The following is a 25,227-nucleotide window of genomic DNA, read 5'->3' as shown; positions in this document are numbered from 1 at the left end:
ATGGACTTTGGCGAACTGATGAATACACCCCGTCCTTTTACCGCACTGGCCGAATGGTGCGCCTGCATCATCTACATCCTTATGCTTCGCAGAAGGCTTAAAGGACCGGGGCTTGCCGTTTCTTTTGCGGCCATGCTGGGCCTGTTTTTCCTTCTCCATTTGATTGCAGGCACATTGCCGCTGTATTTGTGGTTTCCAGGGATGATCACTGCCATCCTGCTGATGTATTTCTCTATTTATGCCTCCTGCCGGATCTCTCCCTATGATGCGGGATTCCTCTGTGTCCGCGCCTTTGTTTTGGCGGAGTTTACGGCCTCCTTTCAGTGGCAGCTGTATGTATGGTGGGCTCTCAGCTCCGGAAGGGTAAGCCAGACACTTTCTGTTCTGATCATGGCGGTTTCCTATGGATGCATTTATACCGGATATTATTTTCTGGAAAAAGATCACATTTCAAAGGATGAAGGCATGGAGGTAGAAAGGAAGGAGTTTCTCAGTGCTGTTTCCATTGCTATGGGGGCTTTTCTGATCAGCAATATCAGCTTTGTTATGCCAAATACACCGTTTTCCAGTGCCACCAGCTCTCTTCTCTATGTAAGGACCCTGGTGGATTTCGGAGGACTTTTGATGCTCTTTGCCCAGCAGAACAGGAGAAAGGAACTGCGGGTCCGCAGCGAAAACCATGCAATGAACGTGGTTTTGCAGAGACAATACGACCAGTACCGTATGGCTATTGACAATATGGAGCTGTTAAGGCGGGAATTCCATGACTTAAAGCACTATATGATCGCCATACGGGCGGAAAAGGATCCTGAAAAAAGGGAACAATACTTATCGGAAATGGAAAAGGCCATTCTCACCCAGGAATCCCTGGCTAACACAGGAAACCAGGTATTAGATGTGGTGCTGACCACCAAAAGCACCTACTGTGCCCAGAATCATATTACCTTTACCTTTATGGCCGATGGAAAACTGATCTCTTTTCTCCATGTAAAAGACATCTGCTCCATCTTCGGAAATGCCCTGGATAATGCCATTGAATGCGTTTCTCAGTTTGAAGATCCTGAAAAAAGGCTGATCACCCTTTCCATATACAAACGAAACCGTTTCTTAATGATCCAGTGTGAAAATTATTCGGAAAACCGGCTTGCCATGACTCCCAACAGCCTTCCGCCTACCACAAAGGGAAATAAGCTGTATCATGGATACGGTTTAAAGAGCATTCAGGCCGCAGCTCAGAAATACGGCGGTTCCATGACCATTTCTTCTAAGGATAACTGGTTCTGCCTTCAGATCCTTATTCCAATCCAGGAAGAGGGGACGGCGGGCCATTAAAAGGTGTAAGCCCATAACAGGAATAAAGGAGCAGAAGGGGAGAATCACGGACTCTCCCCTTCTGCTCCTTTATTCCTGTTTTTATCCACCATTTCCTGCATTTTCATACAGAACTCATCCAGATCCATTTCTCCGGCAATGTATTTTTGAAATAAAGCCCCCAGATCTGCCACATATTCGATGGAATTTTTCGGCATGAATCTGGCCTGCATTCTGGTCGTCTTTAAATAATCCCGCATTTCCTTATAGCCTGCAATATCAAAGTTCTCCTCCCAGATCACATCCTCCCTTGCAGGCATCCGGTTCATCTTTTTGGCATAGCTGATGCTGCCTTCCCGGCTGGCCGCATAGGCCAGGAATTTCCGGGCCGCCTCCTTATGGAGGGAGGCCTTATTAAGAACATACTGCCAGGTCGCAATGTAGGTGGTTCTGCCTCCCAAATCAGGCAAAGGGGTCAAATGGATCTTATCCTTTCCGTGGACCCCGGAATCCACAAAGGTATTCATGGTGCCGCTGTACAAAAAGACCATCCCGTATTTTCCGTCTATAAACTTCTGCTCCAGCTGTTCATACTGGTCCAGCAGCTGATCGATGGGGGAGTACCCCTTTTCCACACAGCCTTTTAAAAATTCCATTGCCGCCCTTGTCTTTGGATCATTCCAATTATAATAATCACCGCCGAACAAATTGATGAATTCCCCTATTTCATTATATACATAAGTCTTTTCCCAGGCCCCGCCGTAGGCATAACAGCCTTCCCCGTAATCCATGGATAAAAACTTATTTAAGCGCTCCGGAGTGGTGACATCCGTAAGCCCCGCCTTTTTTAAATAAGCATCATTGACCCACAGCATCAGGATGTCCATCATATAGGGCACAGAATAAATCTGATCCCCATCCATTGCCATTTCCTTTAAATACTCTTGAGGAAAATGTGAAACCACCTGATTATTCATCACATCATCCTGAAGGGGCTCCAGATAACCGGCATGCTTGAATTCACTGATCATTTCGTCGTTTACGCTAATCACATCGACGGAGGTATCTCCCGCTGACAGCAGGGAAGAGATCCTGGCATGCCTGGAATCTGCGTTGATGGGGCTTTCCACCGCATGAATCCGCATATTAAGGGCTTTTTCCGCCTCATCAAGAAAGGCTTCAAACTCCTTCTTTCCTGCATCAATATGCATGATGGTGATCTCATCCTCATAAGTCTCCCTATCTGGCCCATGGGAAGCTGCCAGTGTTTCTTCCTGGTTTTGTTCTGGACCCGTCCTCCCGCATCCCGCACAGAAACAGGCTGCCAGAAAGGCAGCCATAATAAAGACGGCACAGCGGTGCTGCGAGTACGTTTTCTTTTGATTCAGAGTTTTCATAGGCTCTCTCCGTTTTTATTTCTGCACACAGCAGGTTTCCGATGTTTCTCCTTACCTGGGCCACCGTTCTTCCTTTTTCATAAGCTGCGGAAATGGCTGATGAGGCAGGGTCTGGTACCAGTAGGCAACACTGGCAACGTCATCCTGACGCTCAAAATTCCCCTTATGGCAGGTTCCGATCTGCTGAATGGTCACCCGGAGATCCTCCTCAAAGAGGATGGGATCCATGATGTGCCACCGGTAAAATCCCCTTTGGGGCATGGTATCATCGTTATGGTAAAAATTGTGCACACCCTCATCATGACTGGAATAGTAAGGATATCCCATAAACGGGGTACAATACGTGGTTTCTATGGTTTTCCCGTTCTCCTGGGCCCCATAGCTCCATGCCCCACCGAAATAATCCTCAGTCCCGGTGCCGCAGATGGTGGGATATTCCTCATCTCCATCCAGATAGAATTTCACTTCTCCCTCTCCCCACCAGTAACGTTCCAGAGTTGTCAATGCCATATATGTACCTACATAATGCCCTTTTCCTTTTACGTTGTCAAGAACGGTATAATCCTTCTGTTTCTCGGTCAGGCGCTCCCTTCTCCACTGGGCGTGGAAATACAGGGCATCCTCAGGCAGCTCATCCACCAGACAGTAATCCACCTGATAGAAAAAGGCAGGTACCTGGGCTCCATGCTGGTTTTCTATGGTGATCTTTGCTTTTTTACGGAAAGGCATGGGGAAATAGCAGTTCATGCCTCTGGTAGGATTGACCGCCACCGGCAGGGAATTGACCAGACATCCTCTGGCAAACCCGCAGCAAAAGAAATCTCCCAAAGGGGTTTCCACCGAAGGATTCTCCTCTCCCTCCCAGTACATGCGCAGCACCAGATCCCTCAGAACATGGTAATCTAAGTCCGTCCGGTCCGTTACAGTGATCCAGATATGCTGGATCACACCCGGTCCTTCCATCTCCGCCAGGGTCGTCACACTGCCCGGCTCAAGCCCTCTGATACAGGGCGAGCCTTTCCTGGAAGGCCCTAAAGAACTGGCAGCCATGCCGCCTTTGCCCTTTTCTCCATGGGGATTTTCCCCATTAATGGCACAGCTCCTTCCATGCTTTGCCTGGGAAAGCATACCAAGCCCCCCGAAAATTGATTCCATCATTATATTCTCCTTTCAGCTTTCTGGCTCACGCCTTCACTCCTCCTGCCATAATACCGTCCATAATCTGTTTTTCAAATATTGCAACGAATAAAATGATTGGAAGCAGGATGATCCAGCCCATGGCGCTGACCAGATCCCATGGCACCCCATACATATTATCCCGCAGAGGAAGCTGCACGATGGCAACGCTGAGCACCTGAATGCCGTTGGAATAATACAGGGGAGTGAAGAAATTGTTTAAGCAGGTAATAAAATTGATGATGCATACCGTGGCAATGGCAGGCTTCATCAAAGGCAGGACCACATAAAACAGCCTCTGCCGGAAGCTGGCCCCGTCAATGGCGGCCGCCTCCTCCAAAGATTCCGGGATCTCCCCCACAAAATTCCGCAGGATCAGCACTGTAAACGGGATGATGGCACTTACATACAAAAGGATCAGGCCCTGATACGTATCAAATAAGCGTACTTTCTGCATGAATTCATACAGGGGTCTGGCCGTGACCACCTCCGGAATCAGCATGGTGGCAACAATGAACCCAAAGGCCAGGCTGATTCCCCTGGAACGGAACCTGGCAAAGGCATAAGCGCCCATGGCACAAAACAGAGTCCCCACCACCAGAGTCACTCCGATAATCACAACCGTGTTGCCGATTTTAGACAGCAGCCCTACATTCCGGATCAGAAACTGGTAACTGTTCAGGGTCGGGTGATCCGGCAGGTAATCAATGGGCATTTTAAAAAGCTCTCCCGGCGGAGTTATGGAGGAAATGAATATCCAGTATACCGGGAACAGGATCAGAAACGCCACGGCCCCAAACAAGCACCATCTTCCTGCTGCCACTCCCCATCTGTATACTTTATACCTTCTATCAGTATCCATTTTCATATCCCTTCCCTCCTAGTCCTCATATCGGTTCATAAACTTTAAGTTCAGAAAGCTGAATACAGCCATGACCAGAAACAGCAGGACTGCCAGGGCCGAAGCGTATCCAACGTTTAAGTTTGTAAAGGCCTCCATGGTGATCCGGTATGCGATCAGGGACGTATCCTCTCCCGGCCCTCCGGAGGTCATGGAATACACCAGGTCAAAGGCAGTCAGTCTCCACAAAGTGAAGGGAATGCATAGGGTCAGCACGTTTTTCATGATCATGGGGAGGGTGATGTACAAAAAGGAGTGAACCCCGTTTGCGCCATCCACCCTGGCCGCTTCATAAATGTCCCCGGAAATGAACTGCAGCCCTGACAAGACTAAAATCCCGAAAAAGGGCAGGTCCTTCCACAAATCCATGGCAATGACCGCGGCCCTGGCCGTCCCCGTGTTAATGAGCCAGTTCATCTGGAACCCGGGCACAAACCACCGGATAAAATCGTTGACCAGGCCGTAATCATTGTTAAAAGCCCATTTGGCAGCCATACCGATCACAACAGCGGGCATTGCCCACGGAATCAGCACAATGGTCCGTAAAAACCGGCGGCCCTTAAAATTCATGTTCAGGATCATTGCCAGAGCCACCCCCAGGATCACGTGGAGAGCCATGGAAATGAGGACAAACATCACCGTAAATTTCAGGGTAGTGATGACCTTCTCATCCTTAAATATGTTCAGATAATTGTTTAACCCTGCAAATTCATCGACTCCGCTCAGCACCCGGATATCAAAAAAGCTGTTGATAAAGGTTCTTACAATGGGATAAATCGTGGTGAATCCGCGGATGATGATCACCGGTAAAATCAGCACCCAGGCGATCCATTGCTGTGATTTCCTGGAAATCATACAGGCTGCCTCCTTTCACTGCCTTTCTATTCGCCGGACAAAGTTTCCTCTGCCCTACTTATTGTACGTCTCCACATATTCCTGGGCCTTTTTGCAGAATTCATCTACCGTGATCTCATCCTTCATGCAGGACTGGTAAATGGTTCCCATGGCTGAAATGAATTCCATTGTCTGGGGAAGCATTGGGCGCCCCTTGACCACACATTCGCTTGCATATCTGGAATACATTACTTTTGCAGGATCCGTATCCGGCACCACCTTTTCCGCTACATCCTTTCTTGCAGGATAACGGTCAAAGGCTTTATAAGAGGCCTCCATGCCTTCTTCGCTTGCCATGTATTGAAGGAATTTCACCGCAGCCTCCTTATTTTTAGAAGCCTTATTCAGCACATAGCTCCAGGAATCCGTAAAAATATATCTCTTGTCCGTGAACTTCGGCACCATTGCCATATGGATCTTGTCTTCTTCCAGCATGCCGGCCTTATTATAGTCAGCCCCAAGACCCCACATGAACAGGCAGCCATATTTTCCGTCATTGAATTTGGGATTCATCTGCTCATATTTATCTGCGATCTGGTCAATCGGCGTATAGCCTTCTTTTACCATATCCTTTAAAAACTCAATGGCTTCCTTGTTGGCAGGATTGGTCCAGTCCAGATAATCTCCGCCAAACATGTTGACAAACTGGGCGATTTCATTGAAAACGTAGGTCTTTTCCCAGGAACCGCCGTAGCCGTACCTGCCGTTTCCTGACGCAGCCTTCATGTAAGCCATAAAATCCTCTTTCGTATCCAGGGAAGTGATTCCGGCTTCATCAAGGATCTTCTGATTCACCCAAAAGGCCAGATAACCGGAATATCCCGGCACTCCAATGATCTGTCCGTCCTTGCCGGTGATCATGTCCTTCACATATCCTTCCGGAAACTGTCCGCGGATATCTCCTGTCATAACTGTATCGTTTAATCCTTCCAGCCAGCCGGAATTCTTAAAGGATGCGCTCATCTCGTCATTGATTTCCAGGATATCCACGCTGGCATCACCGGTAGAAAGGATGGTGGTGATCTTCTGCTGCCTTGTGTCCGAATCCGTGGGCGCGGCGATGACGTTGATCTTCAGCCCCGTGGCCCCTTCCACGTTTGCCAGCCATTCCGGGAAATCCGAATCAGTGGTGTTGATGGTATACAGGGTCAGATCGTATTCCCCGGCCTTTTTCTCCCCTGTTCCGCTGCCGGTTCCTTCTGTTTTTCCTCCTGTGCTGCAGCCGGATAAAAGTCCGCAGACCATGGCTGATGCCAAAGCCAGGCTGATTAACTGCTTCTTTCTCATAATGAATCCTCCTTCTCTTTACTGAGTTCTCTTTTTTGAGATACTTTCCTCATCGGTAGATTCAGGATAACAGAAACCGTTTTTCATCAAAATACAATTTGTTTTGATTCGTTTATATTATTTTTTGGTGCTATTGAATTGTTCTTTTGCCTTCTCTATAATGAAGATCAGCCGGGACTCCCGGAATATGATATGAGACTGGAAATGAGGATTGGTATTTATGAGAAAAGTTATGAAACGGCTGTTGATCGCATTTTCCCATTTTCAGGCCAAGCTTCTCCTGGCCTTTCTGCTGTGTACCTTCATCCCTTTAAGTGTTATCGGCTGTATTTCCTATGCCGTCTCCTACTCCATTGCCAGGGATAAGATCCTGGATTCCGCTATCCTGGCTGCCGACCAGCTCCATGTCCAGCTAAACAGCCGGATCCGGCAGGCCGAAAATGTGGCGGATACCATTCAATATAATATGTACACCCTGGGAAAATCCTCCGGGCAGGAGCTTTCTGCCCAGCTTGAGGCGCTTACTTCCGTGCGCAATAACATCTCTCTTTACAAGTCCACCTTTAACTTTTACCATATCTGCATCTTTTTAAAGGATGACCAGCTTGGAAGCGGGGAAGGACTGTTTTTTTATCCCATCAGCGCCATTTCCGGCTACGGCCTGTCCTTAAAGGAATTAAATCATTTAGGTTCTTCCTCCCTTTGGCTCTACCAGCCTCAGGTAAAGCTTCCCGTTGTATTAAACCATGACAAGCCTCCTGCCGATACAGTGATCTGCTGCAGGGCAATGGTGAATCAAGGCTCCAAGGAGCTGGAATATGCTTATTTCATCATGATGAGTACACAGGAATTTTCCGATATGCTCACCGCCTCCTTTTCAAATACGAAAATCAGCTGCTTTTTACTGACTCCTGACGGGACCTTGGCTGCCGGATCTGAAAAGGAGAGGAAAGAACAGCCCTTAAGCTTCATCAGTGAGCTGATCTCTTCCCCTGACACCGGTTCTTATTATGAAAAAAACGGGGACTGTTACTATGTCCTGCCCTTAGAAAATGGCTGGCATCAGGTGACTGTGATCCCCCAGTCCTATATCACAGAGGGAACTGCAGTCCTTTTGCGCACCATTCTGGTGGCCTTATTGCTGTCCCTGCCTCTTACCGCCCTTATCATACTGCTGATCTCCAGGAACTTGTCAAAACGGGTCAAGCTGCTGTCAAAGGCCATGGAAGACTTCCGCCTCAGTGCGGACATGAAGGCGGAAAAACATTTTCCCCGTCCAAAGGATCAAAGCCTTTATGACGAGATCGACCACCTGGGCCTGGCGTTTGAGCAGATGCAGGCCACCATCCGCCAGAACGTCCGCTCCATCCTGGAGCTTTCCCTAAAGGAAGAACGGCTGAAATACCAGCTTCTCCAGTCCCAGATCAACCCGCATTTCCTCTACAATATCCTGGGGTCTGTGAATACATGCCAGTCCCTTGGAAAAATGGATACCGCCAGCCGGATGATCAAGGACTTGACCCGCTTTTACCGGCTTACTCTAAGTAAATCCGGCGACCGGATCACCATCAGGGATGAAATCGAAATTGCAACCCTCTATTTAAACATGGAAAAGCTCTGCCACAGCAGCGAGCTTTCCTGGGAAATCGACTTGGAAGACGGTATCGAGAACTTCCTGATCTGCAAATTCACCCTCCAGCCCTTCCTGGAAAACAGCATCCTTCATGGAATCTCCAACAGGACGCCCAACCTGTTCATTGGCATCCAGGCCGTCTATGGGGATGACACGGTCATCATCCGGATCAAGGATAACGGGGCCGGAATACCGGAAGAAAAACTAAATGAGCTGAAGCTGGATCTGAAAAGAAAAACCGTGAATTACGAAAAGCATTTCGGCATCTTAAACGTCAATGCCCGTATTTCCAGCGAGCTGTACGGCTGCGGACGTATTGACATAGACAGTAAGCCCTGCCAGGGCACTTGCATCACCATCACCTTTGCACAGATAGAAGGAGACCTGGAATGAAGAAGATCATGATTGTGGATGACAACTGTCTGTCCGTGGAAGGAATCCAAAAAAATATTGACTGGGAGGCCCTGGATTCTGCCGTGATCCATATCCGGTACGACGGAACGTCTGCGATCCAGGCCATGGAGGAGGATCCTGCGGATATCATCATCTCAGACATTGAAATGCCGGACTTAGACGGGATCTCCATGAGCAAGCTTGCCATTGGCTTCAACCCCTTTGTGAAGATCATCCTCATCAGCGCCTATGACCGGTTTGACTATGCCAGACGCGCCCTTCGGATCGGCGTTTACGATTACATTGAAAAGCCCATTGACTATTCCTATCTGGCGGAAAAGGTCCGGGGCGCCTGCGCTCTCATTGACCAGGAAAAAAAGAACATGGAGCTTTTGAACCAGAGCCGTCCCCTTATGACGGAAAAATTCTTCCGGGACTTGATCCATTATTCCGGAAAGGAGGCCGCCTATCATCTGGCTTCCTACATGGAGTACTTAAATCTGGGCTTAGATTATAAATTCTTTGCCGTGATCTCCTTAAGCGTTGAAAATGCCTCTGAACGAAAGGCCGCTATGGGTGTGGCACAGTATGAGATCCTGCTGTACAGCATCCGGGATACTCTCAGCCGGTATTGCAGGATCTTTGATTTTCACTATGTGCTGAAGGACTTTGACGGCCTTACCCTGATTCTGTGCCAGAACAGCTCAAACCCGGATCACTTTCTCCAATCCGTCCACAAGATCGCCTCCATTGTGGCGGAGGAATACCAGAAATCCGATATTTCATTAAATATTGGCATCGGAAATGTGGTTTCTGATTTATGGAACGTACATCTTTCTCATGAAAGCGCCGTTCATGCCCTGGAATACCGTTTTTTCTTTCCCCAGAAAAATGTGTTTAACGCCAGGGAAGCCCTGGGCAGGAACCTGACTCTGGAACCCTTCTCAGACACAGGGGAGGAGGAATTGATACGCCTCATCTGCCAGAAGGATTACCCTGCCCTGGAACAATGGATCAAGGAGTTTTCTTCTGACTTACTGAAAAAATACCAGACAAAAAATCTGGTCTTCATCCGCATCTACTCCCTCCTTGGAAGGATCCTGAAGTTTTTATATGAATTGAACATTAATGCTGAGGAACTGGAAATCAGCATTATCAAGGCCTACAGCAGCCTTGATACCTTTACCACCAGCGGCCAGTTCTTTTCCTGGCTGTACCGGATCTGCACCATGGCCTGCCATAAGCTGGACACCTCGTTAAAGGCCTACCATGACACCCTTTGCGGCTCAGTCCTGGCCTATATTAAAAACAATTATGAAAACAGCGATTTGTGCCTTCACGACATTGCAAAATACGCAAACGTAAGCCCTGCTTATTTAAGCGCCTTGTTTAAAAAGAATACAGGGGTGAATATCAGCGACATCATTGCTTCCGCCCGCATTGACGCTGCCTGCCAGTACTTAAAAAACTCCACCCTTTCCTTAAAAGAAATCAGCGAGAAATGCGGGTACGCCAACCAGTATTATTTCAGCACCAGCTTTAAAAGAAAGCTTGGAGTATCTCCTTCATCCTACCGGGAGGCTGAAGTTTATGACCAGACCCGGCTTTAACAAAAAACTCAGGGAACCAGTAGGCATGAAGCTCAAACTGGTTCCTTGAGTTTGTCAAGCGGATATTTGCAATCCGCTTTGATACTTGATTCAGTTAAATCCATCTATTTTCCATCGTTCTTAAATATGATCTTAAAGATGGGAAAGAACACCCAGAAGGAAATCGCAGAATTGATCAGCATGGTGATCACGTCTGCAATGGTCTCTCCTCCACCGCCCAGCTTTAAGCCATTCATGAAGAAATGGTAGACCGGGGCCTTATAAAGACCCTGAAGGGCAGCAGCGCCGATGGTGATGATGATATAGGCGATCACATACCACATGGCCGCCTTTGCCGCGCTGTTATTTGCTTTAAAGGTGACATTTCTTTGAAGGAAAAAGTTGATGACCTGGGCAATTCCCATGGTGATCTCCACCGCCAGAAAATACGCAAGTCCTCCGCCTCCTCCCTGGGAAAGGGCGCCTGCCCCATAGTTAAAGATATAATAAGGCGTTCCATCCAGATTGGAACCCACATGCCATATCTGGAAATTCGTATCCACCAGAGAGGTCATCCCCAGCATGTTCCGGAAAACCGGCATCAGAATCATCTGTAAGACCGTTACTCCATTGGACACAAGGAAAAACAGTAAAAATTGTGCTAGAGTCGGATGGTTCCCGGCAAATGCCTTCCATCCGGCTTTTATACCTGACAGCATGTGCTCCCTCCCTTCTATTTTCCGGAGAGCTTCTTCTCATAAGCTCTGTTCGCTTTTGCATTGGAAAAATATCCGCCGATGATCTGCTTCATTCCACGGAAGAAATGGCCGTTCACCGCAAGGACCATCCCTTCTGCCATTTCCATGCTGACCGCTCCTCCTGTCATCTTGGCAATCCCCCGAAAGGGCATGTTATAAATGAACAGAAGATTTAAGTCCGGCTTTCCCTTTGCCTCACTCCTGTTTTTCAGGGCTGTGAGGATCCGCCAGGCCAGCCTTGCCAGCGGGCTCTTAGCATAATACATCTGACAGAGGGCATCATTGACTCCCAACTCACCGGACCATTTCCCATCAGGGACCGGATGGCCCAAAAGGGCTTCAAATTCTTCCTCAGGCACCTGGCCGATCTTTCCGGAATAGTAGGATTTAAGCATTTCCGGCTCATAAGGCCAGCTTTCCGTGGTCCCTTCCCGTGTCACAGTCTGATAAAGCCTGATGTCTGCCACGCTTCCACCGATCAATACGGTATAAATGCCCCCCTCCACCTCAAAGCGGTTTGTCACCCTGTTCCAGTAACGGAAGGTCTTATCATCAAAAGGAATGGTGACCATCCTGCTTTCTCCTGCCTTTAAGAATACCTTTTTAAAGCCTTTCAGCTCCTTGTCCGGGCGGAATATCCTGCCCTTGGGTCCTCTCACATAAAGCTGGACAACTTCCTTTCCGTCAACCTTTCCCGTATTCATAAGGGTGAAACGGACTTCATTCTCCAAAATCTCCATATTGTCATAAGAAAATGTGGTATAGGACAGCCCAAAGCCAAAGGGATACTGTACTTTAACCTTTTCAGTATCATAATACCTATAACCCACATAAAGGCTTTCCCGGTACTGGGAGCAGCGCTCTTCTCCCGGAAAGTACTTATAGGCAGGAGTATCTTCATATCTCCGGGGATAGGTTTCGCTTAAGCGGCCGGAAGGATTCACTTCTCCCGTGATCACCCGAAGCATGGCAGAAGGACCTGCCTGCCCGCTTAAATAGCCGTGAAGAATGGATTTACAGCATTCATGCCACGGCATTTCTATGGCAGAGCCTGCGCTTAAGATCCCGGCAATTCTGGAATTTACCTCTGCCAGGGCCGTGAGAAGCTCAATCTGGTTTCCGGGGACCCTCATATGGCTCCGGTCCATTCCCTCTGATTCACTGATCTCATCAAGTCCAAAGCAGTAAAGCACCACATCAGCCCGGGCTGCCAGATCAAGGGCCTCCTGCCTTAAGGCAGCATCATCTGCTCCGCTTCGGGAATAGCCTCTGGCACAGCCTATGACATTTAAGGGGTAAGCCCTTATCCTCTCCTCCATGGTTTCCAGGCGGATGGGGTTTACCAGGGAAGACCCTGCCCCCTGATACCGGGGTGTAAAGGCAAAGTCCCCGATCAGGGCCACCCTGCCTCCGGGTTTTAACGGAAGCATTTCATCCTGGTTTTTTAACAGCACGATGCTCTCTTGTGCTGCCTTTTCCGCTAACATGTGATGCGCATCCTCATCAAAGGAGCTTTGCCTGTTTTCCTGATTCCCGGTAAGGGTAAATACCGCCTCCAGCAGATCATCCACGCAGGCATCCAGCGCTTCCATGGATAGGCTGCCATTTTCCACCGCCTTGATCAGTTCTCTGGCCGTATGAAGGCCGGGGGAGGGCATCTCTAAGTTAGAGCCTGCCGCCACCCCCTTCACATGGTCGTTGGAGCCGCCCCAGTCGGTGATGACAATGCCGTCAAAGCCCCACTCTCCCCGAAGGATATCCTTAAGAAGGTGCTGGTTCTCATTGGCATAGACCCCGTTGACCTCGTTGTAGCTGGTCATAATGGCTCTTGCCTTGCCTTCCTTCACTGCTATTTCAAAACCTTCCAGATAAATCTCTCTAAGAGTCCTCTCATCCACCACGGAATTCATTGCCATGCGGCGCTGCTCCTGGTTGTTGACTGCAAAATGCTTGGGACATGCGTGCACTCCCTGGCTCTGGATCCCCTTTATATAAGCCGCCGCCAGCTTTCCCGACAAATAGGGATCCTCGGAAAAATACTCGAAATTTCTCCCGCAGAGAGGACTTCTTTTGATATTAAGGCCAGGGCCCAAAAGGACGTTCACTCCCAGAGCCGAGGCTTCCTCTCCTAAGGCCTCCCCGATCTCCCGGCAAAGGTCTTCATCCCAGCTGTTTGCCACAGAGGCTGCCGTTGGAAAGCAGGTGGACGGAAGGGAGGCATTTAAGCCCAGATGATCCCCTTCCTTTGCCTGTTTCCGTATTCCGTGAGGGCCGTCGGAGCAAAATATGGACGGAATTCCCAGACGGTCAATGTTCCAGGTCTGCCACACGTTTTTTCCGCTTAAAATGGCCGCTTTTTCTTCTATTGTCATTTTTTCAATGATATGGGTATGTTTCATGTTAATTCCCGTTTCTTTTTATAGACATTGAGGATCCTTACCTCCAGAACAACAAATCCCGCCGCCAGGATCACATCAAGGGCAATGGCAGCCATCTGCCATGGAAGCAGTCCGCCCTTTGCGTTATCTCCTTCATAGGCACGGCTGTTTACCACTGTGTACATGATGTTTTTGCTTGCCTTTCTCATGGCCAGAAGGCTTGTGGCGCTGGAAGTATCCTTCACATGGTTGGTTTCCGTATCATAGGCGACCAGCATGGCGTCGTTTCCGTTCCGGATTTCCTGGTCTGCGTTCTGATATCCGTAGCCTCCGAAATAATCTGTCAGCACAAAGCCGCGGAAGCCCCATTCATCCCGGAGCACCTTATTAAGCAGTGCATCGGAAGCTCCTGCATATTCTGTTCCAATGTAGTTAAATGCGGACATGACTGCTTTTGCTTTGCCCTCTTTTACTGCAATCTCAAAAGGCTTTAAATAGATTTCACGGATGGCCTGTTCATTTGACCAGGTACAGAGCATGTTGTTCCGGTTGGTTTCCTGGTCATTGAGCGCATAATGTTTGATATAAGCATACACTCCATGGCTTTCTGCACCGATGATGGCACTGGCCGCCATTTTTCCTGCCAGGACTCCGTCTTCGGAATAATATTCAAAGTTTCTTCCTGCAAAGGCGGAACGATGGGTGTTCATTGCCGGTGCATACCAGCCGGACACCTTCATCTCATCTGCCATCTTACCGATGCTTTCCCCGAATTCCTCCGCAATATCCCGGTTCCAGGTGCTTGCGATCATGACTGCGGATGGAAAACCGATGGACCCGGTCCCTGTAAAGTTATTGTTAATGGAAGCCGGTCCGTCACAATCCACGGTTCCCACCTTATTCACACTCTTTGCTGCGGAAGTCTGATATCCTCCGATGGCGATCATGGTATCCATTTCCGTCACGGTCAGCTGATCCAGAAGATTCTCCCACTGGGGATCGTCATAATCCGCACCGCGCATGGAGGCAAGGCTTAATCCGTTGCGGGCACCGGTCACCGGCATCACATCCTCCGCCCGGTTGTGGACCGCCGGATCATAGTTGCTGTTATTCACAAAAGCAGCCTTGTATGCTTCCGGCATGGTCAGGCTTTCCGGCTTTGCCGTAGCCTTTTCATAGTTTGCAAATCCGTCTGCACGGGATAAATAGGTCAGGCCTCCGTCTGCATCGGCAAACTGGTTTGCAGCAGCCGTCTCATCAGAAGAACGGGGATTGGTTTCATCGTATACGATTTCTCCGGCTACGGTATATGTCTGTTCTTTGATGATGCTGTGGGAATCAGACCGGATAGAGATCCCGTAATCCCCTGCTTCCAGGACATAAGTTCCCTTTCCGGCTCCATCATAGGATGCCATGTCTTCCGCCTGGAAGGATATTGCAATGGTCTGGGACTGACCCGGCTCCAGAAGATCCGTTTTATCGAATGCGATTAAGTTCGCGGAAGCCTTTTCAATTCCTCCGTTGGTATAAGGAGGATTGTAATAAACCTCAACCACATCCTTTCCTGCCTTATCGCCAGTATTGGTAACGGTCACATCAAAAGAGATGGTACCGTCTGCCTCTGTAATGGCGCCCATTTCCTGAGAGAAAGAGGTGTAGGTCAAGCCATATCCAAAGGGATAAAGAACGGTTTTATTGTAGTCGATCAGCCCTTCTTCTGCGGCAGTTTCATAAAAACGGTACCCCACGTAGATGCCGTCCACATAATTGATAAAGCTGGGATAGGTTGCTTCTCCCTTAAATGCCTTGCCTGCGAATTCACTCATGTTATCGTAAACAAAGCTTCCAAAATTATTGTAATGGGGGGTTGCGGTTAAATCCGTCACAAAGGTATCACTTGCTTTACCAGATGGGTTGACCGTACCGCTTACGATCTCACCAAGGGCCTCAAAGCCGGACTGGCCGGTTCCCGGGCACCAGATGGCGCTCTTGATCTGGCTGTACTCATTGACAAAGCCAAGCTCCATGGCATTGGCTCCATTGTACACCAAAACCACATTGTCGAAATTGGAGCATACCAGATCAACCAGGTCTTTTTCCGTTTTGCTTAATTGCAGATAATGCTCACCAGGTTCAAAGTCCTTATATTCCGTGGAATTATCCGTATAGGTAACTGCACTGACATCAGTAGGAAGATCGGCTCCTTCCCCGCCTACACGGGTGATCACGATCATGGCCGTATGGGAAAATGCCTTTGCCTCCTCCATCAGCTCACTGGTATAGGATCCCTTTACAGGCTCCGGAAGGGTCCAGTCCTGTTCCCACATCCCCACATTGGGGCGGTCTGCCCGGTATGCGGCGTAGAAATCAGAAATCCCTGAATTCAGCTTAAAGCCTGCGTGTTCAAGCCCCTGAAGAAGGGACACGGTTTCATATGCGTCAGAGAGAGAACCTGAACCGGTACCGCCGTAACACGGATTGGTGGAAGCCCAGCCAAACACGTTTAAATTAGAATCAGATTTTAAGGGAAGCAGATTTTCTTCATTCTTTAAAAGCACGATCCCTTCTTCCGCGATCCTGGTACAAAGCCCGGTTGCCTTGTCTGAAGTCTCTTTTGAAATGGTTCCGCTGCCTGTTGCAAGGGAAATCAGACTGGACATGGGGCCCCAGCAGATCATGTTTGCCACAATAACTACGGAAAGCACAATGGCCATAAGCCCCTGGCACCGGATCAGATACCTGGCGGCAGCTTTCTTTTTTCTGCATGCCACCATTGCCGCAACCGCAGCTGCAATGACAACGGCCAGCCCGATCAAGTACGGCACGCAAAGGTTGACGATCTTTAATACATCATCCATGTTGATTTGTAACATTTCTTTCATCCTCCTCCATAAAAATTACCACAGATTGTGTGGTACGCATCTCACTTTAACACATTATGGACTTGGGAAACGGCTTTTTGCATAACCGGTATTATTTTCTGCATAATTGGCAGGCGGCTTGTCCTGTTTAGGAGGTTTAGTAATAATTTTCTGCTGCAATAAGAGCCTCTTCCATGGTATCCTTAAAAATTGGTTCCTGGTACTCAACGGTTGGAATTTTTCCTTTCCCTTCATACTCCAGTATTATGCTTTCTGAATTATTTCCGATACTTCCCTTATTCTCCAAATTTAACCCAGAAAATATAATCAGAGCAGCCAACACCATGAATAATACAATTATTACAAGTATAAAAAGTCCTATGTATTTAATATTCTTTTCATTGTCATCTCCCTTTGGCTATTATACAATGCTATACTCTACATAGTAGACCTAAGGATGCTACAGCAATGGAAACTAATGCAACCACGCCAACACACTCTACCACAATATCCCATGGCGCCATTGTTTTATCTTTTGAAACTGACCATTCGGAAGTTTTAAGTATATCAATAAATACTCTTCATTATAGATCCTATATGCTTTCTGCCCCAAAGCATTGAGTATTTACATTAAATCCCCACAGCTATCATATGTACACAGTGTCACATTCTCGCTTTTAACTGCATAACAATCCTTAAATTCCGGCCATTTCACTATTTTTCTTCTATCTCTATGTCAAATTCCGAACTTGGTTTATCACTAATTAAATTTTCGTAATACCAGAAATAATTTTTTTCTCCATAAAGTGAAAATTCAATAATTTCAGTTGGACTCTGTCCTTCTATTTTTAGTTGATTCACATCTACAGTATCAATACCACCAAATATGAAACGGTCTCCTTCATTAATTCCATATTCACTCAAATTACCAATATCAAATGCTTGTATGTACTGACAAAATAGGCTAAATTCTTCTTCAGGCGTCATTTTATTTTTACCATGGTCACCATATCCCATGTGCATTGTATAAAGTAGTGCATATTGTTTCTTACTGTTTGTAGTTTTTACAATAAACTTAGCTCCAACAAATGCACCTTCCTTTGAATTTTTATCAGATAAATAAAACATTGTCGAATATTTATCATTTTCAAAAACTTTTATGATATAACTCACTTGATCAATATATTTATCATCGCCAAAATAAAGCTCATGATTTACCACTGCAAGTGCTTCTTCCATGCTGTCTGCAAAAACTGGTACCTTTTTCTCAAGTTCTGGCATCTTTTTTCCCTCAAACTCCACTATTATATTTCCAGAATCACTTTTAGTACTTCTATTATTCTCTGAGCTAAACGCAGAAAATATAATCAAAATAACCAATATCATAAATAATCCCAGCATTGCAAGCATAAAGAATCCTATATATTTTATTATCCTTTTCATTAATATCTCTCTCCTGCTAATTCCGGTAGTGTCAAATTTCACTACCATTTTTTATTGTTAAGCCATGGTTCTATGGGAGTTTGCAAATAAAAAAGCAATGACCTCCATTTTTTGGTATAATATTAATCACCAAAGCAATCATAAGAATATAAGATGAGGCTCCCATATACATCTGTTACGCCAACAGGATTTCCTATATCATCATATTCAATTGTTGATTGATTCCCGTAGTTATCCATTACTTTGATTACACGGTTATTACTATTGTATTCATAAGTTGTTACGAGACCATCTGCCTCTGTTTTGCCGATAAGCTCCGGCTCCTACCACTACCAGACCAGAATTCTTCAGCCATTCCAATACGTCTTTTGGCACTGCTACCATTTCCTCCTGCAGTTGCTTTTTCCTGACCTAATATGACCAGAAGATCATTCCTAGATAGTTTTTAACAGTATGGTAATGTATCCTGAACATTCACATATTTTTCTCCTCGCATTTTCTCCAATTCTTTCTTTAGCAGCTGTAGCATATCCTCTTCTGACAATTCATCCGCATTATGCTGTTTAATGAATTTCCGTGCCAATACAGAATTCTCTACATATAACTTTTTATGCATTTCAGGAGTTGGATAAAGCCATTCTTCCATCTCTTTTATCTTCGCTCTTGATTCTTCCGCCTTTTCCTCCAGCTTCTTCAATCCGTATTGTTCAACCAAATCTAACAGCCTGTTTAACACAGCAATCTGTTCTTCTTCGTTATGAAAGGGCAGGAAGTCTAATTTACAGTTTGGATCACCGGTTATTTCTTGCGATCTGCCGAACCAATAACCATTGTCCATTTCCAAAGTATAATCATTTCCATGGTAACTTTTCTGAATCACTACGCTTTGAATCAATCCATCTACCTCTCTGCTGAATCTCCAACGATATCCTTCATAATCCGCATATTGAAAACCGTAGGGAGCCAACCTCTTTTTCATCACTTCAATTACGATACTCTTCTTTCCCATTCTCTCTCTCCACGATTATACATAAACATGATAATCACATTGGCGGTACTTTCCATTTCGCATAACCGGATGTTGGTTGCCAATCTTCCCCATGCGATTTTCTACAAGTTCTTACCCATTTAATAATTCCATTACAATTATCATAATAATAATTTAGTATTAATTCAACGTCTTCTCTTTGCCATATCCTTACCAATTCCTGTAATACATCACGCCAATGGTATAAAGTTATATCTACGCCAGATAATCCATCACTTTCTGTATATTTCCAACGTCCACCCACTTTTTTATAAACATATTCCCGTATACCGAAGCAAGCTCTATTAATTTATCCTGTACCTCCTCATACGGCTCTCCCTTGACTTTTTCTAATTCCTTTTTTAACAGCAAGAGCATATCTTCTTCTGACAACTTATCTGCATTATGTTGTTCTATAAACTTTTGTGTCAATACAGAATTCTCTTCATATAACTTTTTATACATTTCACGAGTTGGATAAAGCCATTCTTCCATCTCTTGTATCTTTGCTCTTGATTCTTCCGCCTTTTCCTCCAGTTTCTTCAATCCGTATTGTTCAACCAAATCTAACAGCCTGTTTAGCACAGCAATCTGTTCTTCTTCGTTATGAAAGGGCAGGAAGTCTAATTTACAGTTTGGATCATCGGTTATTTCCCTTGATCTACCAAACCAATAACCATTGTCCATTTCCAAAGTATAATCATTTCCATGATAACTTTTCTGAATCACTACGCTTTGAATCAATCCATCTACCTTTCTGCTGAATCTCCACCGATATCCTTCATAATCCGCATATTGAAAACCGTAGGGAGCCAACCTCTTTTTCATCACTTCAATTACGATACTCTTCTTTCCCATTTTCTCTCTCCCCACGATTATACATAAACATAATAATCACATTGGCGGTACTTTCCATTTCGCATAACCGGATGTTGGTTGCCAATCATCCCCATGCGATTTTCTACAAGTTCTTACCCATTTAATAATTTTATTACAATTATTATTATAATCATTTAGTATTAATTCAGCGTCTTCCCTTTGCCATATCCGTACCAAATCCTTTAATATATCACACTGGCGTAATAATGTTATATCCACACTAGTAATTCCATTTAAAACACTATGATCCCATCGTCCACCTACCTTTTTTATAAACATATTTCCATATACAGAAGCAAGCTCTATTAATTTATCCTGTACTGTTTCATACGGCTCTCCTTTGACCTTCTCTAACTCCTTTTTTAATAGCAGAAGCATGTTTTCTTCTGACAATTTATCTGCATTATTTTTCTCAATAAACTTTTTTGTCAATACAGAATTCTCTTCATATAACTTTTTATACATTTCAGGTGTTGGATAAAGCCATTCTTCCATCTCTTTTATCTTCGCTCTTGATTCTTCCGCCTTTTCCTCCAGTTTTTTCAATCCGTATTGTTCAACCAAATCTAACAGCCTGTTCAGCACAGCAATCTGTTCTTCTTCGTTATGAAAGGGCAGGAAGTCTAATTTACAGTTTGGATCACCGGTTATTTCCTTTGATCTACCAAACCAATAACCATTGTCCATTTCCAAAGTATAATCATTTCCATGATAACTTTTCTGAATCACTATGCTTTGAATCAATCCATCTACCTCTCTGCCGAATCTCCACCGATATCCTTCATAATCCGCATATTGAAAACCGTAGGGAGCCAACCTCTTTTTCATCACTTCAATTACGATACTCTTCTTTCCCATTTTCGTTCCTTTCTCAAACACTGTGTTTGATTCATCTGCTTACTCCGATATATTAATTTACTGCTGGGCAACTGCCAAATACTTGTGTAAATATTTGTGCTGCTTTTGCAAAAAGCGCCACAGCAACGCCATCATCGAATCCTCCAACACCAGTAAAATCATCTGCTATTAAAACACCCCCTGCTATTACTGCTCCGACTCCTACCAGCACTAGGCCAGCATTCTTCGCCCATTCCAATGCATCTTTTGGTACTGCTACTATTTCCTCCTGTGGCTGCTTTTTCCTATTCTCATAGGACCAGAAGATCATTCCGGGATAGCCTGCATCTGTATGGTAATGAATAACTTTATTTGGATATCTTTTGCTGGGAACATCGCAGTTAAATATAGCATTTAAGGATTCCCCCGGTATTGCAGTCCTTCCCTTATATCTTTTATCAGCCTGATTCCTAGTTATTGCATCTACATATGCATTCAACTGCACTTGTCTTCTGGCTCTACTATAAGCCGTAGATGGGGAATATTCTCATGTCTGCGCATAATAGGTCCCGCTGTCTCGGAAACACCTACTACGAAGCATAAGCAAAACGAGTCAGAACTGACAGCATATATAATTGATATATTTAAGGCTAGCCTATAGTGTACTTTTAATTTTACTCTTCCTCCATTTCTATATCAAATTGTGAACTTGGTTTATCACTAATTAAATTTTCATAATACCAGAAATATTCTTTTTTTCCCTTCACCATATATTCAATCACTTCGGTAGGGCTTTGACCCTCAATTTTTATCGTTTTTACTTTTTCAGTACCAAAACTGCCATATATAAACCGATCACCTTTGTTAATGCTAAACTCTGCTAAAAAATCATATAACGGAGCTGCATCACGCATCGTCTGTAGCGGTGTCGATATCATTGGGGTTCCTTTTTCCGTAAGATTTACTGAAATCAGAGCATATTGCTTTTTTCCATCAGTTTCTCTTACTTTAAATTTACTGGCAACTAGTCCTTCTCTTTTAGAATCTTTAATGGTATGGTAAAACATAGTTGCATATTCATCATTTTCAAAAACTTTTACTATATCATTCACCTTTTGCATATAGGGATAACGTTTAAAATAGTAATCGACATTAAAAGTAAGTGCCCCCTCCATTGTATCCGCATACACTAAGTCCGGTGTTTCAAAATTGGGTGTCTCCCAATTTCCACCTTCATCCATCCTTATATTTGCCAGATTAGTTTCTTTTACTTTACTCTGGAGATATGTTAATGCATAAAAAACGACAAATGCACCCATTATCATTAAAACAAATACACTTAAAATAATAAGCATATACTTCCTTATATGTTTTAATAACTTCATCATTCTGCTCCATTTTTTATTTTCATTTTTTATCAATATGTTCTGATAATGCTGTTTATAATATTAATCCCCGCATGCAGCAATTACATAGTTTCATGCTTCTGCAATTATCGCTATCCCTCCTGCAATCAATCCCCCAAGTGCAACTTCCTGACCTATATCCGTCAAAGCGACTACTCCTGCAGTTACAACACAGACACCTCCAATTGCATCCCTGGGCAGGATTTGTTTTATCTTCAGATATTGACCAATTAACATTCGTATGGGAATCAATAATCACACCATTAGGAATTGGAATCGGAATATTATCTATCGTTCCACTTATCTCTCCGTTAACATAACAGCTTCATTATTATACCCATATCCTGCCGAATGACTTAATTTTTCATTCAGCTTTTTCTTTTCAAAATAGCATAATGTTTTCCATGAATTTTTCTTAAAAATACGGTTACCAAATACATCATATGTATATTCTTGTAACTCTTTTCTGTTCCTTAATACTTTGGTAATTTGGTTCAGAGGATTGTATTTGTATCGTTCTGGGAACAGGCTTAGTCTTCTGGTCCCAGAAAATATTCTTTAATAATCGTGTCTACTTGCTTGACTATTGTTCTGTTATTATTCTTTACTAAAATGTCTTTTAATTTTTACTCTTCCTCCATTTCTATATCAAATTTTGAACTTGGTTTATCACTAATTAAATTTTCATAATACCAGAAATATTCTTTTTTTCCCTTCACCATATATTCAATCACTTCGGTAGGGCTTTGACCCTCAATTTTTATCGTTTTTACTTTTTCAGTACCAAAACTGCCGTATATAAACCGATCACCTTTGTTAATGCTAAACTCCGACATAAAATCATATAGCGGAGCCGCAGCACGCATTGTTTTTAACGGAGTCGAAATCATTGCCCCCCCCATTTCTGAAAGTTCTACTGAAATCAGTGCATATTGCTTTTTTCCATCAGTTTCTCTTACTTTAAATTTACTGGCAACTAGTCCTTCTCCTTTAGAATCTTTAATGGTGTGATAAAACATAGTTGCGTACTCATCATTCTCAAAAACTTTAATTACATTGTTCACTTTATGCATATATGGATAACGTTTAAAATAGTAATCAACATTATAAGTAAGTGCCTCCTCCCTTGTATCCGCATACACCAAGTCTGGAGTTTCAAAATTGGGTATCTCCCAATTTCCATCTTCATCCATCTTTATATTTGCCAGATTAGTTTCTTTTACTTTACTCTGGAGATATGTTAATGCATAAAAAACTACAAATGCACCCATTACCATTAAAACAAATACACTCAAAATAATAAGCATATACTTTCTTATACGTTTTAATAACTTCATCATTCTACTCCATTATTTATTTTATTTAATATATATTGATAATACTGTTTATAATATTAACCCCCGCATGCAGCAATTACATAGCTTCCTGCCTCAGCTATAATCGCTCCCCCTCCTGCAATCAATCCTCCAAGTGCAACTTCCGGGCCTACAACCGCCAAAGCGACTACTCCTGCAGTTACTACACAGACACCACCAATTGCATCCCATGGTAAGATTGTTTTATCTTCAGATATTGACCAAGTTACATTCGTATGGGAATCAATAATCACACCATTGGGAATTGGAATCGGAATATTATCTGTCGTTCCACTTATCTCTCCGTTAACATAGCAGCCTTTGTCATTATACCCATATCCTGCCGAATGGCTCAGTTTTTCATCCAGCTCCTTTTTTTCAAAATAGCATAATGTTTTCCATGAATTAGGATTCATGTTTTCACCAGAAAGTGTAAATCCAGTAGAATAATTTGTGGTGGGGATTTCTATAGATGCATTTAATGACCACCCTGAAAAACGACCTTTATCATTTCTATTTATAACTATAATTTCTCCTCCAGTATGAGATTGTAAAGTAAAGGAGCCCTTTTTATAAATATCAGTATCCACCCCATAAATTTCATTCCCCCAGAATTCACTTACTGCTGTCGCAGCACTGCTGATTCCATTTCCAACTGATTTTCCTATATCATCAATGGTATTAGATACATCATCCTTCCAGGAATTAAAAGCTCTTTCATATTCGTCCAGATAATAACCGGATATATATTGATTTGCTTCTCTCTGCGTAAACTGTCCATTAATATCCACCCATTTACATGGATTTCCCCAACAATAATTATAGTGATTTAACGTTTCCGGCAATCCAACAATGTCATTTACAATATCCTCACTAATAAACGAACCTGTAGATGGACAATACTCCCTTGCCTGTGCATAATAGGTACCGCTGTTTTCATCCCACTGATAACCGGTAAAACCAAATGGCTGGTGCGCTCTTTCATTTTTATAGGTGATCTCTCCAAACTCACTGTATCCATAAAGACCTGCATCCCTGCCATTACTGAAACAGGTACGGATAGTGCTTCCTAATTCATCATTTAGATATTATTTCTTTCCACTTTTCCCTGTAGCCACAACAATATTGTTATCCCATATATATTCCTCTGCCTCACCGTTTTCTATCTTTTCCAGCAGGTTATTACCTCTTTTGGTAAAATCCAAAATATACTCGACATCCGTTGAAATATTTCCATCAGAAACCTGTTTCCCAATTCTATGTCCTAAACCATTATATTGATAAGTATGGAGTACCCCCTTCTCATCGGTAACTGTCTCCATGTGATTACTTATACCAAATTCATAACTCCTGCTTATTATGCCATCTACGGATACAGTTCTTAAATTCCCTCTTAAATCATATTCATAATCTTTTATTTCCTCTCCCATTTCCCTTATTAACTGGTTATTGGCATTATAAATATAATTAGTTTCAATTTCTCCCTCTTTCTTAAAAATACGGTTACCAAATACATCATATGCATATTCCCGTAACTCTTTTCCGTTTCTTAATACTTTGATAATTTGGTTCAGGGAATTGTATTCGTATTGAAAATCGCCACTTTCCAATGGTATTCCTGTTCGTTGTTTGTTAATACCCGTCTTGTTTCCTATCGGATCATAAGTATAATGATATTGGTCTAAAATCTTTTCATGATCTT

Annotated in this window: 21 protein-coding genes; 3 read left to right on the top strand and 18 right to left on the bottom strand. The window is 44.2% G+C overall.

Annotation, left to right across the window (positions count from 1 at the left end; genetic code table 11):
* Entirely contained in the window at positions 1-1,332 is a 1,332-nt protein-coding gene (locus K401_RS0110880) for an ATP-binding protein (RefSeq protein ID WP_024292971.1), read from the top strand.
* A 44-nt stretch (positions 1,333-1,376) separates the two neighbouring features.
* Here the strand turns inward: K401_RS0110880 and K401_RS0110875 are convergent, their stop codons facing one another.
* From K401_RS0110875 to K401_RS0110855, 5 genes are read right to left on the bottom strand one after another with little or no spacing between them, the layout of a single operon-like run.
* A complete protein-coding gene (locus K401_RS0110875; protein WP_024292970.1) occupies positions 1,377-2,708 on the bottom strand; it encodes an extracellular solute-binding protein in 1,332 nt (443 codons plus the stop codon).
* 51 nt (positions 2,709-2,759) lie between these two features.
* Positions 2,760-3,863 carry a glycoside hydrolase family 172 protein gene (locus K401_RS0110870; RefSeq protein ID WP_156882389.1) on the bottom strand — a complete coding sequence of 368 codons (1,104 nt, stop codon included), beginning with the start codon at positions 3,861-3,863 and terminating at the stop codon, positions 2,760-2,762.
* Positions 3,864-3,891: 28 nt separating this feature from the next.
* Positions 3,892-4,752, bottom strand: a complete 861-nt coding sequence (locus K401_RS0110865) for a carbohydrate ABC transporter permease (protein ID WP_330362370.1) — start codon at positions 4,750-4,752, stop codon at positions 3,892-3,894.
* Positions 4,753-4,764: 12 nt separating this feature from the next.
* Positions 4,765-5,640, bottom strand: a complete 876-nt coding sequence (locus K401_RS0110860; RefSeq protein WP_024292967.1) for a carbohydrate ABC transporter permease — start codon at positions 5,638-5,640, stop codon at positions 4,765-4,767.
* Positions 5,641-5,694: 54 nt separating this feature from the next.
* On the bottom strand, positions 5,695-6,966 hold the full coding sequence (locus K401_RS0110855; RefSeq protein ID WP_024292966.1) for an ABC transporter substrate-binding protein: 1,272 nt from the start codon (positions 6,964-6,966) through the stop codon (positions 5,695-5,697).
* 220 nt (positions 6,967-7,186) lie between these two features.
* Here K401_RS0110855 and K401_RS0110850 point away from each other — a divergent pair, with 220 nt between their 5' ends.
* Both K401_RS0110850 and K401_RS0110845 read left to right on the top strand, forming a co-directional pair.
* A complete protein-coding gene (locus K401_RS0110850; RefSeq protein ID WP_027352498.1) occupies positions 7,187-8,992 on the top strand; it encodes a sensor histidine kinase in 1,806 nt (601 codons plus the stop codon).
* The gene (locus tag K401_RS0110845) at positions 8,989-10,602 is read left to right on the top strand and encodes a helix-turn-helix domain-containing protein (RefSeq protein WP_024292965.1); all 1,614 of its coding nucleotides are present in this window, start codon (positions 8,989-8,991) and stop codon (positions 10,600-10,602) included. The genes K401_RS0110850 and K401_RS0110845 overlap by 4 nt, the downstream gene beginning before the upstream one ends.
* 104 nt (positions 10,603-10,706) lie before the next feature.
* Here the strand turns inward: K401_RS0110845 and K401_RS0110840 are convergent, their stop codons facing one another.
* The 13 genes from K401_RS0110840 to K401_RS0110770 all read right to left on the bottom strand — a co-directional run bounded on the left by K401_RS0110840 (position 10,707) and on the right by K401_RS0110770 (position 25,162).
* On the bottom strand, positions 10,707-11,300 hold the full coding sequence (locus tag K401_RS0110840) for a hypothetical protein (RefSeq protein WP_024292964.1): 594 nt from the start codon (positions 11,298-11,300) through the stop codon (positions 10,707-10,709).
* Between the two features lie 14 nt (positions 11,301-11,314).
* Positions 11,315-13,738, bottom strand: a complete 2,424-nt coding sequence (locus K401_RS0110835; RefSeq protein WP_024292963.1) for a glycoside hydrolase family 3 C-terminal domain-containing protein — start codon at positions 13,736-13,738, stop codon at positions 11,315-11,317.
* Positions 13,735-16,590 carry a glycoside hydrolase family 3 N-terminal domain-containing protein gene (locus tag K401_RS0110830; RefSeq protein ID WP_024292962.1) on the bottom strand — a complete coding sequence of 952 codons (2,856 nt, stop codon included), beginning with the start codon at positions 16,588-16,590 and terminating at the stop codon, positions 13,735-13,737. Before K401_RS0110830 ends, K401_RS0110835 begins: the two co-directional genes overlap by 4 nt.
* 702 nt (positions 16,591-17,292) lie before the next feature.
* Positions 17,293-18,021, bottom strand: coding sequence for a hypothetical protein (locus tag K401_RS0110820; RefSeq protein ID WP_024292960.1), 729 nt, complete (start codon positions 18,019-18,021; stop codon positions 17,293-17,295).
* Positions 18,022-18,466: 445 nt separating this feature from the next.
* Complete coding sequence (locus K401_RS0110815; RefSeq protein ID WP_024292959.1) at positions 18,467-19,030, bottom strand: hypothetical protein; 564 nt, start codon at positions 19,028-19,030, stop codon at positions 18,467-18,469.
* A gap of 234 nt (positions 19,031-19,264) precedes the next feature.
* A complete protein-coding gene (locus tag K401_RS0110810) occupies positions 19,265-19,906 on the bottom strand; it encodes a hypothetical protein (protein WP_024292958.1) in 642 nt (213 codons plus the stop codon).
* A 36-nt stretch (positions 19,907-19,942) separates the two neighbouring features.
* The gene (locus K401_RS0110805; protein WP_024292957.1) at positions 19,943-20,785 is read right to left on the bottom strand and encodes a hypothetical protein; all 843 of its coding nucleotides are present in this window, start codon (positions 20,783-20,785) and stop codon (positions 19,943-19,945) included.
* Positions 20,786-20,837: 52 nt separating this feature from the next.
* The gene (locus K401_RS0110800; RefSeq protein ID WP_024292956.1) at positions 20,838-21,263 is read right to left on the bottom strand and encodes a hypothetical protein; all 426 of its coding nucleotides are present in this window, start codon (positions 21,261-21,263) and stop codon (positions 20,838-20,840) included.
* Positions 21,264-21,438: 175 nt separating this feature from the next.
* Positions 21,439-22,119: a hypothetical protein gene (locus K401_RS0110795; protein WP_156945273.1), complete on the bottom strand. Its 681-nt coding sequence runs from the start codon at positions 22,117-22,119 to the stop codon at positions 21,439-21,441.
* 123 nt (positions 22,120-22,242) lie between these two features.
* Positions 22,243-22,407 carry a hypothetical protein gene (locus K401_RS0110790; RefSeq protein ID WP_156945272.1) on the bottom strand — a complete coding sequence of 55 codons (165 nt, stop codon included), beginning with the start codon at positions 22,405-22,407 and terminating at the stop codon, positions 22,243-22,245.
* A gap of 389 nt (positions 22,408-22,796) precedes the next feature.
* A complete protein-coding gene (locus K401_RS0110785; RefSeq protein ID WP_156945271.1) occupies positions 22,797-23,510 on the bottom strand; it encodes a hypothetical protein in 714 nt (237 codons plus the stop codon).
* Between the two features lie 53 nt (positions 23,511-23,563).
* Entirely contained in the window at positions 23,564-24,586 is a 1,023-nt protein-coding gene (locus tag K401_RS0110780) for an RHS repeat-associated core domain-containing protein (protein ID WP_084492845.1), read from the bottom strand.
* Between the two features lie 27 nt (positions 24,587-24,613).
* Positions 24,614-25,162, bottom strand: coding sequence for an RHS repeat domain-containing protein (locus K401_RS0110770; protein ID WP_498371137.1), 549 nt, complete (start codon positions 25,160-25,162; stop codon positions 24,614-24,616).
* Positions 25,163-25,227 lie beyond the last annotated feature (65 nt).

This window comes from Lacrimispora indolis DSM 755, from assembly GCF_000526995.1.
In the GTDB taxonomy this organism is placed as follows: Bacteria; Bacillota; Clostridia; order Lachnospirales; family Lachnospiraceae; genus Lacrimispora; species Lacrimispora indolis.
The sequence above is the reverse complement of the archived record's forward strand: the minus strand, read 5'-3'. Positions and strand labels throughout refer to the sequence as shown.

Excerpts from the sequence above, each read along its gene's own strand:
- K401_RS0110875 (WP_024292970.1), bottom strand. The coding sequence starts at position 2,708 with ATGAAAACTCTGAATCAAAAGAAAACGTACTCGCAGCACCGCTGTGCC.
- K401_RS0110855 (WP_024292966.1), bottom strand. The coding sequence starts at position 6,966 with ATGAGAAAGAAGCAGTTAATCAGCCTGGCTTTGGCATCAGCCATGGTC.
- K401_RS0110850 (WP_027352498.1), top strand. The coding sequence starts at position 7,187 with ATGAGAAAAGTTATGAAACGGCTGTTGATCGCATTTTCCCATTTTCAG.
- K401_RS0110805 (WP_024292957.1), bottom strand. The coding sequence starts at position 20,785 with ATGGGAAAGAAGAGTATCGTAATTGAAGTGATGAAAAAGAGGTTGGCT.
- K401_RS0110860 (WP_024292967.1), bottom strand. The coding sequence starts at position 5,640 with ATGATTTCCAGGAAATCACAGCAATGGATCGCCTGGGTGCTGATTTTA.
- K401_RS0110845 (WP_024292965.1), top strand. The coding sequence starts at position 8,989 with ATGAAGAAGATCATGATTGTGGATGACAACTGTCTGTCCGTGGAAGGA.
- K401_RS0110795 (WP_156945273.1), bottom strand. The coding sequence starts at position 22,119 with ATGCTTATTATTTTAAGTGTATTTGTTTTAATGATAATGGGTGCATTT.
- K401_RS0110870 (WP_156882389.1), bottom strand. The coding sequence starts at position 3,863 with ATGGAATCAATTTTCGGGGGGCTTGGTATGCTTTCCCAGGCAAAGCAT.
- K401_RS0110835 (WP_024292963.1), bottom strand. The coding sequence starts at position 13,738 with ATGAAACATACCCATATCATTGAAAAAATGACAATAGAAGAAAAAGCG.
- K401_RS0110785 (WP_156945271.1), bottom strand. The coding sequence starts at position 23,510 with ATGATGAAGTTATTAAAACGTATAAGAAAGTATATGCTTATTATTTTG.
- K401_RS0110840 (WP_024292964.1), bottom strand. The coding sequence starts at position 11,300 with ATGCTGTCAGGTATAAAAGCCGGATGGAAGGCATTTGCCGGGAACCAT.
- K401_RS0110790 (WP_156945272.1), bottom strand. The coding sequence starts at position 22,407 with ATGTTAATTGGTCAATATCTGAAGATAAAACAAATCCTGCCCAGGGAT.
- K401_RS0110810 (WP_024292958.1), bottom strand. The coding sequence starts at position 19,906 with ATGGGAAAGAAGAGTATCGTAATTGAAGTGATGAAAAAGAGGTTGGCT.
- K401_RS0110830 (WP_024292962.1), bottom strand. The coding sequence starts at position 16,590 with ATGTTACAAATCAACATGGATGATGTATTAAAGATCGTCAACCTTTGC.
- K401_RS0110880 (WP_024292971.1), top strand. The coding sequence starts at position 1 with ATGGACTTTGGCGAACTGATGAATACACCCCGTCCTTTTACCGCACTG.
- K401_RS0110865 (WP_330362370.1), bottom strand. The coding sequence starts at position 4,752 with ATGAAAATGGATACTGATAGAAGGTATAAAGTATACAGATGGGGAGTG.
- K401_RS0110820 (WP_024292960.1), bottom strand. The coding sequence starts at position 18,021 with ATGAAAAGGATAATAAAATATATAGGATTCTTTATGCTTGCAATGCTG.
- K401_RS0110815 (WP_024292959.1), bottom strand. The coding sequence starts at position 19,030 with ATGGGAAAGAAGAGTATCGTAATTGAAGTGATGAAAAAGAGGTTGGCT.